The sequence below is a fragment of the Paenibacillus sp. 2KB_20 genome (assembly GCF_052115765.1).
In the GTDB taxonomy this organism is placed as follows: domain Bacteria; phylum Bacillota; class Bacilli; order Paenibacillales; family Paenibacillaceae; genus Paenibacillus_AQ.
Window position 1 is genome coordinate 109,988 of sequence record NZ_JBFRHH010000012.1, and the last position, 13,724, is coordinate 123,711.

The window sequence follows — 13,724 nt, forward strand, 5'->3', positions numbered from 1 at the left end:
CTTTGTCTAGGTCGCGTGAATCCGTTTCTGCCGCCAACAAACAGCCCCCATTTTGCTTAAGCAGAATGAGGGCTGTTTGCCTTGGTTTCTAATCTATTCAATCAAACCAAACTCTTCATATACCTTTCGAGAAACAACACCATTTGGAATAAGGTGATGATCCCTCTGATATTTCTTAAGTGACTCGGTTGTATTGAAGCGGAACTTCCCGTCACATTCCCCATTGTAATATCCTGCACTTTTTAGCCGGGATTGAATAAGCTGCACATCTCCACCAACATCCCCTTCAGCTAAATCCCTCGGATTTTGATTTGTGTCTCCAAGTACATGACCGTATATCGTTACTTTGGTTCCAATCGGAATTAATTCGTACAGTTCAATAACATCCTTATTATGCATCCGGATACAACCATGGCTAAGGTGTTGACCAATTGAATAGGGCTTATTCGTACCGTGAATTCCAAAATTCCCCCACGGTACATTTAATCCTATCCAACGTGGGCCAAATGAGGGTCCCCAATTCGTTCCTTTATATTCAACTCTAAAATCTCCCACTGGAGTCGGAGTTGACGGATTGCCAACAGCTACAGAGTAGGTCTTAATTACTTGCCCATGTTCTCGTACAAGTAATTTGTGACGTTCGGGGTAAATTGCAATCTCAAGATTGCTTTGATCATGTATTATCGGCAAGACAGGAGTAGTTAAATGAAATACTCCTAGGATTGCCAACATGATTAGAATTAATTTTTGATTAGTTGGTATCATGTATTTTCACCAAGTTAAGATATTTTCATATTGATCAAACATCTTTAATATTTAATCAATCACGTCATTTTATACAGTTCATTTTTGTTGATTTTCCTCCTTCGATGACAAAACAAAAAATATCTAAACAAAAAAAAGACTGTGCATAGACAGTCTTTTTTGCTGGTTCAAATCAATTATAAATTGAGCCTGAATTTACTGTTGGCATCATAGAGTTATTTTGCATCATGCCTTGGGTGTTCGAGTTTCCGTGACAATTATTGTACATTTGCTCTAAATCGGAATCGCTGAGATTGGGATGCATTTCTTTCATGAATGGAATCATGTCTTTAAAGGTACTTGGAGCCACCTCCGCAGCATAGACCGCAGTTCCGATGCCAAGTGTCAAAACAGCAGCACCTACTATCGCGATGAACTTGGAGTTCATGATGTTCACCTCCTTTCAAGACCCTCATGCCCAGCAAGATTCAATCTTGCTTAGGATGACATGTTCCTACTGATATTCGGGTCAGTAATGACTCTTCCTTTATCATACATATTAAATGTGTTGAAGCTGTGAAGATATCATAAACGTCACTCTCCCTTATGATTTCTTCACAAGCCACCTGATCCAGGAATTGGTCAGGAACAACTGAGAGCGTTTCTGGTTCAGGCCTATAAGGGCGCCTTCGATTCATAACCAACCTAAGTTCGGTTCTTTTTTGGCACTCAAGTTTCTCCAGTGTGCGGGATGCATAACGTTCTCCTTTAGTTTAACGAAGTAAGTGAGTTATGTTGGCAAAATCGACTAATGTAAAACGCCCATGACAACACCTAATATGCGTTATAGAACATTCTGGGACCAGATCGCTTTGTGCAATTATAAAATTCGGGTGTGTACCGTTCAACTCTTCCTCGGTAAATTCGCTTACCATAAAGTCTGTAATCAAACCGCCCACGCTTCGATATTGGATAAGAAAAAAAGCCACCCAATTGGCGGCTTAAGCATGCATATGTGTTTATTTTCTATCATGATTCGTACCGGTTCGGGAATATTCTCAGTTACTTGTTTACGTTCATGCTAACTGCTTCTGTTCACATTCTTCTCCAGCGCATTATAATGTCATGGCGTGTCCATACTTCGCAAGGAACGCTTCCTTCGCTTTGTAATCCTTCATCATGCTGCCAACGAGTCGCCAGAAGGAGCGATCATGATTCATGTGAATGAGATGACAGAGCTCATGAATCACCACATAGTCAATGACCTCAAGAGGCGCCATCGCGAGACGGTAATTGAAGGTAAGATGCTTAGTCGAGCTGCAGCTGCCCCACTTCGTTCGCGATTCTTCAACGGTGAAGGATTTAGGAGTAACTTTCAACTGCTTCTGATAGATCTTTATCCGTTCCCCGATCACCTTCTTACAGCTGGCGAAGTAAAACTTCTTCAGTTCATGCTGGAGCGCTTCTTCCGTAAGCCCATGCGTTTCGATTAACTCATCAAGCGAATAATATTTACCAAGATGAAGGAATTTGCCACTCTCTTCGTATGCCCTGACCTTCGGAGCAGTTCGAGCTTCCTCAATCGCTTGCAGCTGTTTCAAAATTTTATCCCCATACTGCCTCACAGCGTTCAGCACCACATCATCACCTGTATGATTCGGTGCCTTCACCGTAACAAGCCCTGAGGGATCAATTTGGATTGAGATCTTTTTGCGTGGGCCATATTCTACATGACATTCTATTTGTTGTTGTCCTAGTTCAATTTTCATATTCAACTTCGTTTCTAAAAGATTTTATCTTCATTGTAACAGAATGGAACCGAATCCTCCTCTATTTGTGGTAAGATTCAACCTGTTGCGTGTTTTATGGGCTCGAATAAAGCACACTCAAAAAAATGCAGCTATATTTTAATATGGGATAATATTGCTGATGGTTTCCGGCCTGTGATCAGTTGTTGCCCATCCGTATAGCCCTCCTCACGACCATCAAGCTCCTGTATGAGAACAGAGCGCCAATATCGGATACGTTCTTGGCGTTCTTCATCCGCAATTGCATTATGCAGTTCTTGCGGGTCATCAATCAGGTCAAAGAATTGCTCCTCACCCGTTTGGGTGAACCAGATGTACTTCTCCTTCCCATCAGTCACCCAGTGATTCGACTGCATTCCTTGTGCGTGCTCGCCATGCAGATGGTGGCGCCAAGACCGAACGCTTTGCCCTTCTTTCTCTTCTGCTGAGGCAAGTCTCCAGATGCTTTCTCCTTCGACTGTATCCGGTATTGGCACGCCAGCCGCTTCCAGCAGCGAAGGCATGATATCCCGCATCTCCACCACTTGATCCGACACCATGCCGCGCTGCAAGCCTAATCGGTTGCCCGGATCATTGACGATAAACGGTACATGGGTGCTTCCTTCATACGGAAGAGACTTCCGGAATAAGTGATGGTCTCCAAGCAGCTCGCCGTGGTCCGATGTAAACAGGATGACTGTGTTCTGCAGCTCGCCATATTCATTCAACGATTGCAAGAAGCGGCCAATTTGGTGATCACTATGCGTGATCAGGGCATAATAGGCAGCCATCGCTTTACGCAAGCGGCGTTTCGGTACCAGTCCCCTCCCTGTCGTAGGAGAGTACCCAGCCAGATCGGGGTCTTCCGTTTGCGCCCAGTCACCCACCGGCGGCTCCGGAATATCGGCCTCCTCATACAGATCCAGATACGCCTGCGGAGGATCGAACGGCGGATGGGGCCTGACGAAAGACATCCACAGGAAGAATGGCTTCCCGGGATCTCGGCGACGTAGAAAATCAATAGACTGCGTGACCACCCAATTCGTCGGATGCAGCATTTCTGCCAAATGCCAAGGACGGGCGACGGTCGATGCGTTGCAATCCAGACCGAGATCGATCATATCCGCGCCGGGCACCCTCTCACGGAGCCATTGCAAGTAATCGTCGACTTGATCGTAATGCTCCTGCATCGGAATACTGTGGTAATTGCGGTTGTGATGCAAGTAACCGTCGTGAAGCATGACATTGTGGAACCCCATCAGATTCCGTGCCGGATAGACGTGCATTTTGCCGATACACTGTGTATGATAACCGGCACCGGCCAATTCCCCAGGCAGCGTTCTCTTATAATCCCATGGCACGCAGTCTTGATAGCCGACACGGCCATGAGCCCGCTGTGATTGGCCGGTGAATATGGCTGCCCTTGCAGGTACGCAAGTCGGTGTGCCAGAATAGGCACGGCTAAACCGTACACCAGTCCTCGCAAGCTCGTCCAGATTGGGCGTCTCAACGACAGGATGACCCGCTATGCTGAGACAATCAAAACGCATCTGATCGACTGTAATGAGTAGAACATTAGGCCTTCCTTGGTTTTGACTTGAATTCATCACGTTCCCCCTCTCAACTACACCCCGCGAATTCTTCAAAATTTGGTCAACTCCATTTTTATCGTGACGGCACCCACTAACTAATAAGTCATAGCAGTTTCCCAAAAACGAGATGTTCTATTGAAAGTATTCGTCCGAAATCATTAATATCCTTTTGTTGAAATCCTAACGTCCCTGTTGAAGAAACCGTTGATGAGATCACCTAAAAAAAGTGAAAAGGAGCCGCAATCGTACGACTCCTATCATTTCGTTGCTAGCAAACTACTCCTTGATCCATTGAAGCTTTCGCATCCTATTGATTCAACACATGCCGATATGCAATAAGTGAAATCCATAGCACAGCCGCTATCCATATTACAATAATCATACTACCTGCAAACCAATTTTTCGGTTTACCGCGCTTCATCCGTTCCTCGGCTTGTAGTTCATGCTCTTGGACCACGGCTTCCGGAATCATCTTCAATGTGATCGCAATTCCAAGAGGGACTAATATCACATCATCCAGATAGCCTAGTACAGGGATAAAATCTGGAATCAAATCAATTGGACTAAAGGCATAAGCGACAACACATATAGCGAATATTTTGGCGTACCAGGGAGTCCGACTATCTTTATAAGCAAAATAAAGTAAAAAGACCTTTCTTTTTAGCATCCCAGCCCATTTCTTTATCCGATCCATCCTATTCGTTCTCCTACGTTGCATTTTACTTCATATTACCACGCTATCCTGTCCAGCAGCTAACTGATTTCTACTGGTTAGTTAGGCGGCTATCGTTACGAACTCCTAGCCCTTTTGGATATAACAAAAAAAGTCGCCAATATGACGACTTCGTAGGAGACCTTGCTTATTCGAGGCAACCTTGGTCAGTTCTAGATGCACCGCCATCTTTTTATTGATCAGCATACATCGAGTGACAGGCTTTCGATCAAATGCAAGGCATGCGGGCACCACTCTTCAACCAGTGACTCTCGGCTTCGTCGGATCGCAGTTCGGGTTCTGTATTTCACCCAGAGCAGCCAACTTAGACAAATAGTAGCACTCTTCACGATACATATGATCTGGTATTAGCGGATTAATCCGATCCAGCACCTCCCCGCGCAGTTCAAATTCTTCGAGTTCCGCCAAAAAGTGCATGAACACCCTCATTTCCAGATCTACATCAGCATGGAATTTGCGCAGGGCAGGGAAATCTTTTATATGGGTCCTTAAATAACCCGTCATTTCTACGGCCTTTAGATAAAAGCCTTCAAAATCTTTCTGAAACGCCATGCTTTTTGCAATTAACTGCTTTTCAGCAAAATCCAGATCGGCCGCCAGGCTTACTGCATGACCATATGCATCCTGCAGCCAAACCATATCATAATGCAAGGGATGGAACAGAGGTACGCCTTTACCTTCTTGTAGCCCCTGTAATATCCGCAGATATTCCTCCAATTCATTTACCATATGGTTGACAAAGGACGGTGTCAGAAGGAAATCAATTTTGCCTGCAAGCTGTCGTTCCAGCAAATTCAGCTTGAACTCTCGCAGTTCATAAGAGGCTTTATAGGCATCCTTCGTCAGTTTCTCGATGAATGTAGTGGCATCGGGTCGCCGCGACTCCCCAAGCAGCATATCAAATTTAGCCATTAAGGACTCGGCTGTGGCGATATCCCCTTTTTCCTTGGGTGAAAGCGCAGTAAAAATAAAACGACAGTGGTCGCCAAGAATCTGTAACCAAAACCGGTGTTCATACAAGGGATCACTCATTGATCTAGCCCCTCCCAATAGCGTTATTCTCAGAAAATATATGCTGCTGAGAGCGGAGTAGAACGCGGAAGGGATAGTCGGACAATATTCGCGACTCAAGCATCATTCATGACATAATACGGAACAAGAAATTCTCTTTTTTTTCCTAAAGCCGGTTCACGACTGCATCTCGTTTTCAATCCGTTTCATAAAGTCTTCAGCGGCGCTGTAACCGAGTTGTTTAAGATACCAATTGTTGGCCGCCGCCTCGATCAGACTGGCGACGTCGCGTCCCGGCTGAAGCTGAACCTCGATATGCGGAATTTGAATGCCAAAATACTCTGTAAACTGAGGTACCGCCTCGAGCTCGTTGTTTAGGGAATTTTCCCGCCAAGGCGACAGCTCAATATCGAGCACAATTCGCGTCTCGTCCTGAAACGCCGTGCGTCCGTATTGACGAACGACATTGATCAGACCGATACTGCGCAGCGCCAGAAACTCGCGTGTTGTCTCATTATGTGTGCCGAGAAGAGTCGAAGGTCCCAGCTTTTTAAGCACCACAATATCGTCTGCCACAAACCGGTGGCCACGTCTGATCAAGGTGTGGGCTGTCTCACTTTTGCCAATCCCGGATTTACCCCGAAGCAGGATACCTATGCCCGATACATTCACACATACCGCATGGATCGACATCTCCGGTGCCAAAGTCTTCACCAAATAGCTATCCAACTTGGCGATAAATTCGGTTGTTGTCTCTGTCGTCCGCAATAGTGGTATGCCCTCCTGATTACAGAAGAGCGTCAGATAAGGAATCTCCTGCTGTCCTGACGTAACAATAAAGCACGGCGGATGATATTTGACGATATTCCCGATATGTAACTTGCGTTCTTCTATGCTAAGCGTCAATAAATAGTTGATTTCTTTGCGACCAAGCACCTGCACTCGCTCCATAGGAAAAAAATCGAAATACCCGACAAACTCCAGCCCGGGCCTATGCGTCTGTGGACGGGTAATCATACGATCCATGCGATTGGCTCCTGCAAGTACTTCCAAATGAAAAATTTCCGTAAGACTTTGAACGGTGATCGACTTCATGTTGTTCTCCTCCTGCGGTTGCAGTATGTATTCGGATATATTCAACGAACAACAGGTATTTTCCTGCCTCTTTGTCTCCATTTACGAGACACCCACCCTTCCGGCTAATTTAGATCCAGGACGACCATGACTGCCTCCAAACATGAGTTTACATCAAAAAAAGTCGCCTATTTGGCGACTCTTGTGAGTATATAATGTGATCATTATTGTAGGCTTGCATGGCATCCATCTACAACAACTCAAAGGTAAGGTCCGGTGTGCTCTCCACCTTCACAGGCTCCATGGATTGTTCATGATATCCCATTTCCAGCACGGCAACAATCCGTTCGTCATCATGAACACCAAAACGACGGGTGCAAGCCCTCTCATAAATCCAGTCATTCATCGTCATTCGCACATGGAGCATGCTTTCCTGAGCGAGCAGACGGAAATTCTGCATAAGGCAGCTTGCAGCTCCGTAATCTTCTTCTATCTTATGAGGATCATGATCTTCCTTAATAACCAATATCAGATAGGCCGAAGCCTGGTCCTGCAATTCAGATAGCATGTCTGTATTGCCGGAGCCGATAAATATAAACCGCCAAGGTTCCCGCATTCCATCATTAGGAGCCCATACAGCAACATTTAATAATTCCAGTATATGATTCTCGGAAACGGGTCTAGCGCTATAGCTCATCAAATGACCCCTCCTCCACTTGATAAAACCGACCATTTCTTTTCTGCCTGTGTTCGTGCTCTGGCTCTTGGGGTCTTATCGAAGTATCCGAGATGAAAAATACCAACCAGCCTCTCATTAGGCTGCAGCTTCAACAGCTCGAATAATTCTTTGCTCTGCATCATCGGTTCTGTATCCCACAGCGTACCGAGCCGACGTTGCCAGGCAAGAAGCTGAAAATTTTGCATGATCCCGCAGACCGCTGCATAATTCATATCTCTTTTCCTTCTGTCCGCATCCGTAGAGGCAATGATGATGAGATGGCCAGGTATATCGGTGACCCTCTTCCGAACAAAATCCCGAACCTTTTCCGGCAGCCATTTGACCAGTCTGTTCTTCACCAGCGGTTCCAGCATACTAACAGCCAAACGTTCCTTCGAATCCGCCGTCCCCGCATACACGCTTCGGAAGGCCACTTCCTCTGTGGACGGATAAAGCTGCCGCGCAGCGTAGAGTAATTCGATCACCAGCTCCTGGTCCACGGGAATGGAGTTAAACTTGCGGATGCTTCTTCGTTCTCTGATCGTCTTCACGAAATTCATGCATTCAACCCCCAGCCATTGCTCGCTTGAATAATCCTTCAAGATTTCAAGTATCGCATCGGCGAACATATTCTTAATGATAAAAGTCAACCAAATCTCCAAATAATCGCTTCATAAGATCAAGCTCGGATTCGCTATATCTGTCCAAAAAATCGATCATCCTCTGCTGCTCCTTGATATGGAGCTCATCATGAATAGCAAAAAGCCTTTTCCCGGCCGCTGTTAGCCGGAAGTACACTTCTTTTTTGTTATCATTGAGCTGGGCCCTGCGAACCCAACCCGCCTTCAATAATTTATTGGTTATCTTGGAGGTGTTCCCTTTGCTCAGGTTCATCGTTTCGGCAATGGAAGTAACATTAATCGGTTCTTGCTCACCAATACACGCAATGGTATGTAGTTCCGTTATGTTTAGTGTGGATTCTATCTCTATTACTTTCCGGAGCTCTTCGATAAAAGCGCTGCTTAACCGGTTCTCATATTGTTCTTTTTGCTGCAGAAATTGAATGAAATTTTCATGGATAGCGTTTTTTATTTTGTTCTTACTCATGATTATGCAAGCTCCTCGACTCATTGTTTTTTTCATTATAACCAAAATTAGTTTCGCAAGAAACAATATGAGCATACCAGGGAAGTTACACCTCGGAAAGTTATGATAATTTCAGTTTTCCAGTCCATATCACCCCCTTCAAATCAGAATATTGTTTCCATTGAATAAATAACTAATCAGTAAAACGGGAAATAAATCGAAATAAGACAGAATATTTATTCACATGAAACAATTCTATTTTAAGGTTATTTTGATCCGATGTCAATTCCGTCCGTTCTTCATATCATCCTTTAAAGCAATAGCAACTTCGCCAGCAGAACGCGTTTATGCCTTGTGCTTCTAGCGGAGAAAAAAGACAGCTGCGTCATCGCAGCTGTCTTTTGATAATGAGCAATAATGGACTATTTGCTTGTCTTCAATGCAAGCGCAGGTCTCGTTAAGGAATAAACGGCGCAGATTAGCGACACCATGACAATTCCTCCGCCTACCCAAGACGTACTGGATACGGTACCTCCCTGCTCTAACACAAGGCCGCCGATAGCGGATCCCAGGGCAATTCCGATCTGCAGCGCGGAATTGTTGAAACTCTGCTGGATATCGGACGAGCCCGGATCCACTTGAATCAAGTAATTCTGCAGCGGAGGGGCCAGACTCCAGCTTAATGCACCCCATATCATCATCACGACCAAAAATACGCCGATTGAGAATGTGGAGAACGGCAATAGGAACAGCACCAACATGAATGATGTAATGATGATTACAATGCTCTTATGCGACCCCAGCCGGTCGGCGAGTGCGCCTCCAAAGGCCCCACCGCCGACTGCGGATAGTCCGAACAGGAAGTAACAGATGCTGATCCAGTATGGACTCAGCCCAAGTTCGGATTCAAGAAACGGCGTGAAGTATGCATAAATCGTGTAGTGCCCTGCAAGCATGAATAAGGTAGCGAGATGCGCTCCGGCGATTTTCGATTTGCCGAGCGCCTTGATCTGAACGGATAACGGCGTGACATTTTCAGGCTTGATCCGATCCAGAAACATATAAATCAAGATCATGGAGCCAATCGACAAAATGCCGATACCAAGGAACAGTACCCTCCATCCAAAAGCTTCACTAATCAAAATACCGAGGGGCACGCCAAGCACCAACGATGAGCTGATTCCCATATAAATAACGCCTAATGCTTTCGCCCGATGTTCAGGTTCAACCACCTTGGCGGTAATGGTCAACGATAACACGATAATCAGCGCTGTGCTCATGGCAGTTAATATTCTAGCAGCCAATAGCATCGTAAAATTGGGGCTTACATAAGCCAGCAAATTACCAATAAAAAAAACAAATAAGGAAATCATATAAAGCCGTTTCCGCTCCACTCTTGCCGTAAGCGCAAGGAGAACCGGTCCTGCTACCGCATAAACTAGGGCGAACACGGTAATCAGCTGCCCAGCCGTGCCGAGTGAGATATGCAAGTCATCCGCGATGAGCGGCAGTATTCCGCCAACAATAAGTTCAACCAACCCGACGGATATCGTCGAAATCGCTAGAATTAATACTTTCAGATTCATCTGGAATAGAATCCCCCTTCTTCGATGTCGTATTTGCCTATAATCAACAAAAAAAATCCTGATTACAAAAAATGAGAAACATTTTCTGTAATCAGGATTTTACGGTTCCTGGTAGAGACCCTCAGACCATATTAATGAGGTTATACATTCAAATATTTTATTAAGTTTCAAAACAATCGTTGTTTAATTTATCACATCCGTTACGAAATATCAAGCTCCCAAGCAGGATTCCAGCAAATCTCCCACAAATGTCCGTCCGGATCGAGAAAATGGCCGGAGTAGCCCCCCCAGAATGTGTCTTGTGCTGGCACGGTTACCGTTGCACCCGCCCTTCTGGCTTGCTCCATCACCTCATCCACTTCTTCCTTACTGCCGACGTTGTGACCGATGGTAAACTCTGAGGAACTCGGAGGGGACAGAGGAACATTCGCCTCAACTGACAGATCTTTGCGATTCCATATCGCCAGCTTCACGCCCGCTTGTAATTCAAAGAATGCTACAGCCCCATGCTCAAATTCCGTCCCAATGATCCCTTCGGTCGGGAGTCCGAGTCCATCGCGGTAAAACTTCAATGACCGCTCCAGGTCATCGACGCTGATTGTAAGTACGGATATACGTGCTTTCATTATGGCATTACCTCCTATGCATCATCGTTACCTCATACTTATTTTCGTCGATGACTCTATTGAATGATTGTAAAAAACGGACAACGTGCTTCTACACATCAACAATTCCATCATTGATCACTTCAAAGCCTGTACGGGTGACATGCCATATAAACGCCTGAAGTTGTTAATAAAATGAGGCTGATCATAGTAGCCGTATTGGGCAGCAATATCAGGAAATCGGATCGGCTTGGCCTGATGCAACTCCTGCAGCAAATTTTGAAAACGAATGATCTCCGACATTTCCTTCGGACTGACGCCGAGTTCCTTCTGAAATGCTCTTCTTATGGTTCTCTCGCTATAATTAAGTTTTTCGGCCAAGGCACGAACCGTTATTCTTCCTTTAGCAGCGTACAAATACTGCATGCCATGCTCTAGCAGCGGCTCGGAACAGACGTTATTCTGTCCTAAGACGCCCATTAAAAACCTTTCAACCACATCCATTCGGTTGGCGGAATCCAGTGCTGTGACCATTTCCTCGTTCAACTGATTCACATCCAGCCCCCATGCTTCCTCTAAGAACACAGGACCCTCCCGGAAATCGGAAGCTGGATAACGTATGAATGGGCGGACGGACTCCGCAAAAAAGCGGACACCGAACAATGACTGATCCTGCGTCAATCTCATGGCTCCATAAGATGACATCAGTCCGGTAATAAAGCCGGAGGTTGAAGCATCCCGTATCTTCAGATTAAATATAATATCGACGCAACCGTCAGGAAGAATGCGATGAAGCGGCTGCTGAAGTGGCGAAGCTGTATAATCCAAGGTCCAATAACAAGCCACATAAGGACTTAATGCCGGGCTTGGCAGATATTCGTGATAGGTGTAAGAAGAGTCCGGAGACGGATTCTCTATCGTTGGAGCTTGTATAGGGACATAGTTCCGCAATGTGTTCACCCTTTATTAACGTTGGATAGCGAATGACTCAAGTAACTAACAACTGAATTACAGCATTGATTAATGCTGCCCTGCTTGAACCTGGAGGTTCATCACATGACCATCACGTGTCGTAGCGTAAACCTTCCAATCCCCCGTTACTCCGCTCCCATCATTCATGACAAATGTTCGGATGCCCTCCCTGCCGGCTTTGACATCCATATATCCGAATTCCTCCGTTCCTCGGTAGACATTCAGAATTACTGTACCCGAGCTGTTCCTATTACGAACCTTAACGGTTAATTTATTTCCATTATCTGGTACGGTGGTAAACGTATTCTCGTATGCACCGATACTTTGGTACTTATCTAAGTCTATGAATTGTACCTTATATGGAGCATGGCTTGTATCGCCCTCAACTTCCTCTATGTACGATACAAGATGTTGAATGTGTTCGCCCGCACTCTTTGGGAACAGCGCCAACGCAAGGAACATGGCGAATCCAATTCCAAGCCATTTCATTTCGACTTAACACCCCCAATAAACTTCCCTATTCGCTGTGCTGCTTCGCGCAGAGCCGCCTCTTCCTGGACCAACGCGATTCGCACATAGCCCTCTCCTTCGGAACCGAAAGCATCTCCAGGAATAACCGCTACGCCGGTTTCAAGCAGTAATTCGCGGGCGAAACGGCGCGAGCTCCATTGAACATCTCGAAAAGCTTCAGGGAGCCGGGCCCATAGAAACATCGTGGCCTGAGGCTTAGGTACAACCCATCCTGCTTCGGCAAGTGATGCCACGAGGACATCACGCCGAAGCTCATATAGTGAAGCGACACCCTGTTCCTCATGACCAGATGCCATGGCTTGACGCAGTGCATGGACAGCCGCAATTTGTACAGGCTTGAATACACCAAAATCAATATTGCTTTTGTACTCCCGCAGCGCGCCCACTGCTTCCTCATGACCGGCAAGAAAGCCGATGCGACAGCCTGCCATGTTAAAGCTCTTCGAGAAGGAGTGAAATTCTACTGCGATGTCGATCGCGCCGGGAACCTGCAGAATACTCATGGGGCGATAGCCGTCAAAACCCATTTCGGAATATGCAAGATCATGAACGATCAGTACGTCCCATTGTTTTGCCAACCCGACCAATTTTTCGAAAAAAGCATAATCAGCCCGGACCGCAATCGGATTCCCCGGAAAATTCAACAGAATGAATGTCGCTTTCGCCCAAACCTCCTCCGGAATGCTGTCCAGATCCGGCACAAATCCAAACTCTTCCTTCAGCGGAAGATACCAAGGCCTAACGCCTGCAATCGCAAGCGCTCCGGCATAGATTGGGTAACCCGGATTCGGTACAATGGCCACATCTCCCGGATTACATATGGCCTGAGCCAGATGCGATAATCCATCCTGAGATCCCATCAAGGCGAGTATTTCGGTATCGGGATTGACATTTACACCAAAGCGGTATTCCATCCAAGCCGCTGACTGTTCTCGAAACTCCGCGGTTCCTCTAGTACCTGGATATGTATAGTTATCATCTTTTAGCGCTTCTTGGCTAAGCACCTCACGGATATCCGCAGAAGGACCACGGTCAGGGCTTCCGATGCTCAAGTCGATAATATCTCTTCCCTCTTGAAGAGCCTCTTGTTTCCACTCGCTGACCTCGGCGAATATGGAAGAACCCATCTGCGATAGTTTGTCTGCACGCCATGTGCGTTTTGAAGTTTGATTCGGCAAGATATCCACCCACTCCACTTTTTCCCTACATTATAGCATGAAGCTGGAGGTGCATCGCTTTAAAATCCTCATCTCAGGCTTGACTTGAAAAGCCTTTCATAACGTAA

15 protein-coding genes and 1 riboswitch are annotated in these 13,724 nt (G+C 46.0%); all 15 genes read right to left on the reverse strand.

Going from position 1 to position 13,724, the window contains the following annotated elements:
- Positions 1–93: 93 nt before the first annotated feature.
- Positions 94–732 (reverse strand): L,D-transpeptidase family protein, encoded by a 639-nt coding sequence (locus tag AB4124_RS26665; RefSeq protein WP_441974759.1) that lies wholly within the window; start codon positions 730–732, stop codon positions 94–96.
- A 205-nt stretch (positions 733–937) separates the two neighbouring features.
- The gene (locus AB4124_RS26670; protein ID WP_213644571.1) at positions 938–1,192 is read right to left on the reverse strand and encodes a CUE domain-containing protein; all 255 of its coding nucleotides are present in this window, start codon (positions 1,190–1,192) and stop codon (positions 938–940) included.
- A gap of 667 nt (positions 1,193–1,859) precedes the next feature.
- Positions 1,860–2,513, reverse strand: coding sequence for a M48 family metallopeptidase (locus AB4124_RS26675; RefSeq protein ID WP_339265446.1), 654 nt, complete (start codon positions 2,511–2,513; stop codon positions 1,860–1,862).
- Positions 2,514–2,644: 131 nt separating this feature from the next.
- Positions 2,645–4,138 (reverse strand): arylsulfatase, encoded by a 1,494-nt coding sequence (locus AB4124_RS26680; RefSeq protein ID WP_441974707.1) that lies wholly within the window; start codon positions 4,136–4,138, stop codon positions 2,645–2,647.
- A 292-nt stretch (positions 4,139–4,430) separates the two neighbouring features.
- Entirely contained in the window at positions 4,431–4,817 is a 387-nt protein-coding gene (locus AB4124_RS26685; RefSeq protein WP_430104488.1) for a YkvA family protein, read from the reverse strand.
- A gap of 276 nt (positions 4,818–5,093) precedes the next feature.
- Positions 5,094–5,888: a DUF2935 domain-containing protein gene (locus tag AB4124_RS26690; RefSeq protein ID WP_441974708.1), complete on the reverse strand. Its 795-nt coding sequence runs from the start codon at positions 5,886–5,888 to the stop codon at positions 5,094–5,096.
- Between the two features lie 156 nt (positions 5,889–6,044).
- Positions 6,045–6,962, reverse strand: coding sequence for an HPr(Ser) kinase/phosphatase (gene hprK, locus AB4124_RS26695; protein WP_441974709.1), 918 nt, complete (start codon positions 6,960–6,962; stop codon positions 6,045–6,047).
- A gap of 229 nt (positions 6,963–7,191) precedes the next feature.
- Positions 7,192–7,638, reverse strand: a complete 447-nt coding sequence (locus tag AB4124_RS26700; protein WP_256720457.1) for a nitroreductase family protein — start codon at positions 7,636–7,638, stop codon at positions 7,192–7,194.
- Complete coding sequence (locus tag AB4124_RS26705) at positions 7,638–8,309, reverse strand: nitroreductase family protein (RefSeq protein ID WP_441974710.1); 672 nt, start codon at positions 8,307–8,309, stop codon at positions 7,638–7,640. Before AB4124_RS26705 ends, AB4124_RS26700 begins: the two co-directional genes overlap by 1 nt.
- Positions 8,293–8,766 carry a MarR family transcriptional regulator gene (locus AB4124_RS26710; RefSeq protein WP_441974711.1) on the reverse strand — a complete coding sequence of 158 codons (474 nt, stop codon included), beginning with the start codon at positions 8,764–8,766 and terminating at the stop codon, positions 8,293–8,295. The genes AB4124_RS26705 and AB4124_RS26710 overlap by 17 nt, the downstream gene beginning before the upstream one ends.
- A gap of 401 nt (positions 8,767–9,167) precedes the next feature.
- The gene (locus AB4124_RS26715) at positions 9,168–10,331 is read right to left on the reverse strand and encodes an MFS transporter (protein WP_430185068.1); all 1,164 of its coding nucleotides are present in this window, start codon (positions 10,329–10,331) and stop codon (positions 9,168–9,170) included.
- 68 nt (positions 10,332–10,399) lie between these two features.
- Positions 10,400–10,499, reverse strand: a riboswitch (purine riboswitch).
- 32 nt (positions 10,500–10,531) lie between these two features.
- On the reverse strand, positions 10,532–10,957 hold the full coding sequence (locus AB4124_RS26720; protein WP_441974712.1) for a VOC family protein: 426 nt from the start codon (positions 10,955–10,957) through the stop codon (positions 10,532–10,534).
- Positions 10,958–11,074: 117 nt separating this feature from the next.
- A complete protein-coding gene (locus AB4124_RS26725) occupies positions 11,075–11,896 on the reverse strand; it encodes a DUF6597 domain-containing transcriptional factor (protein ID WP_441974713.1) in 822 nt (273 codons plus the stop codon).
- A 60-nt stretch (positions 11,897–11,956) separates the two neighbouring features.
- Positions 11,957–12,397: a hypothetical protein gene (locus AB4124_RS26730; RefSeq protein WP_441974714.1), complete on the reverse strand. Its 441-nt coding sequence runs from the start codon at positions 12,395–12,397 to the stop codon at positions 11,957–11,959.
- Complete coding sequence (locus tag AB4124_RS26735; RefSeq protein ID WP_441974715.1) at positions 12,394–13,635, reverse strand: aminotransferase class I/II-fold pyridoxal phosphate-dependent enzyme; 1,242 nt, start codon at positions 13,633–13,635, stop codon at positions 12,394–12,396. The genes AB4124_RS26730 and AB4124_RS26735 overlap by 4 nt, the downstream gene beginning before the upstream one ends.
- Positions 13,636–13,724 lie beyond the last annotated feature (89 nt).

Bases quoted from the DNA above. Each gene is read 5' to 3' on its own strand.
- AB4124_RS26685 (WP_430104488.1), bottom strand. From the start codon at position 4,817: ATGGATCGGATAAAGAAATGGGCTGGGATGCTAAAAAGAAAGGTCTTT.
- AB4124_RS26715 (WP_430185068.1), bottom strand. From the start codon at position 10,331: ATGAATCTGAAAGTATTAATTCTAGCGATTTCGACGATATCCGTCGGG.
- hprK (WP_441974709.1), bottom strand. From the start codon at position 6,962: ATGAAGTCGATCACCGTTCAAAGTCTTACGGAAATTTTTCATTTGGAA.
- AB4124_RS26700 (WP_256720457.1), bottom strand. From the start codon at position 7,638: ATGAGCTATAGCGCTAGACCCGTTTCCGAGAATCATATACTGGAATTA.
- AB4124_RS26680 (WP_441974707.1), bottom strand. From the start codon at position 4,138: ATGAATTCAAGTCAAAACCAAGGAAGGCCTAATGTTCTACTCATTACA.
- AB4124_RS26720 (WP_441974712.1), bottom strand. From the start codon at position 10,957: ATGAAAGCACGTATATCCGTACTTACAATCAGCGTCGATGACCTGGAG.
- AB4124_RS26710 (WP_441974711.1), bottom strand. From the start codon at position 8,766: ATGAGTAAGAACAAAATAAAAAACGCTATCCATGAAAATTTCATTCAA.
- AB4124_RS26675 (WP_339265446.1), bottom strand. From the start codon at position 2,513: ATGAAAATTGAACTAGGACAACAACAAATAGAATGTCATGTAGAATAT.
- AB4124_RS26730 (WP_441974714.1), bottom strand. From the start codon at position 12,397: ATGAAATGGCTTGGAATTGGATTCGCCATGTTCCTTGCGTTGGCGCTG.
- AB4124_RS26690 (WP_441974708.1), bottom strand. From the start codon at position 5,888: ATGAGTGATCCCTTGTATGAACACCGGTTTTGGTTACAGATTCTTGGC.
- AB4124_RS26670 (WP_213644571.1), bottom strand. From the start codon at position 1,192: ATGAACTCCAAGTTCATCGCGATAGTAGGTGCTGCTGTTTTGACACTT.
- AB4124_RS26665 (WP_441974759.1), bottom strand. From the start codon at position 732: ATGTTGGCAATCCTAGGAGTATTTCATTTAACTACTCCTGTCTTGCCG.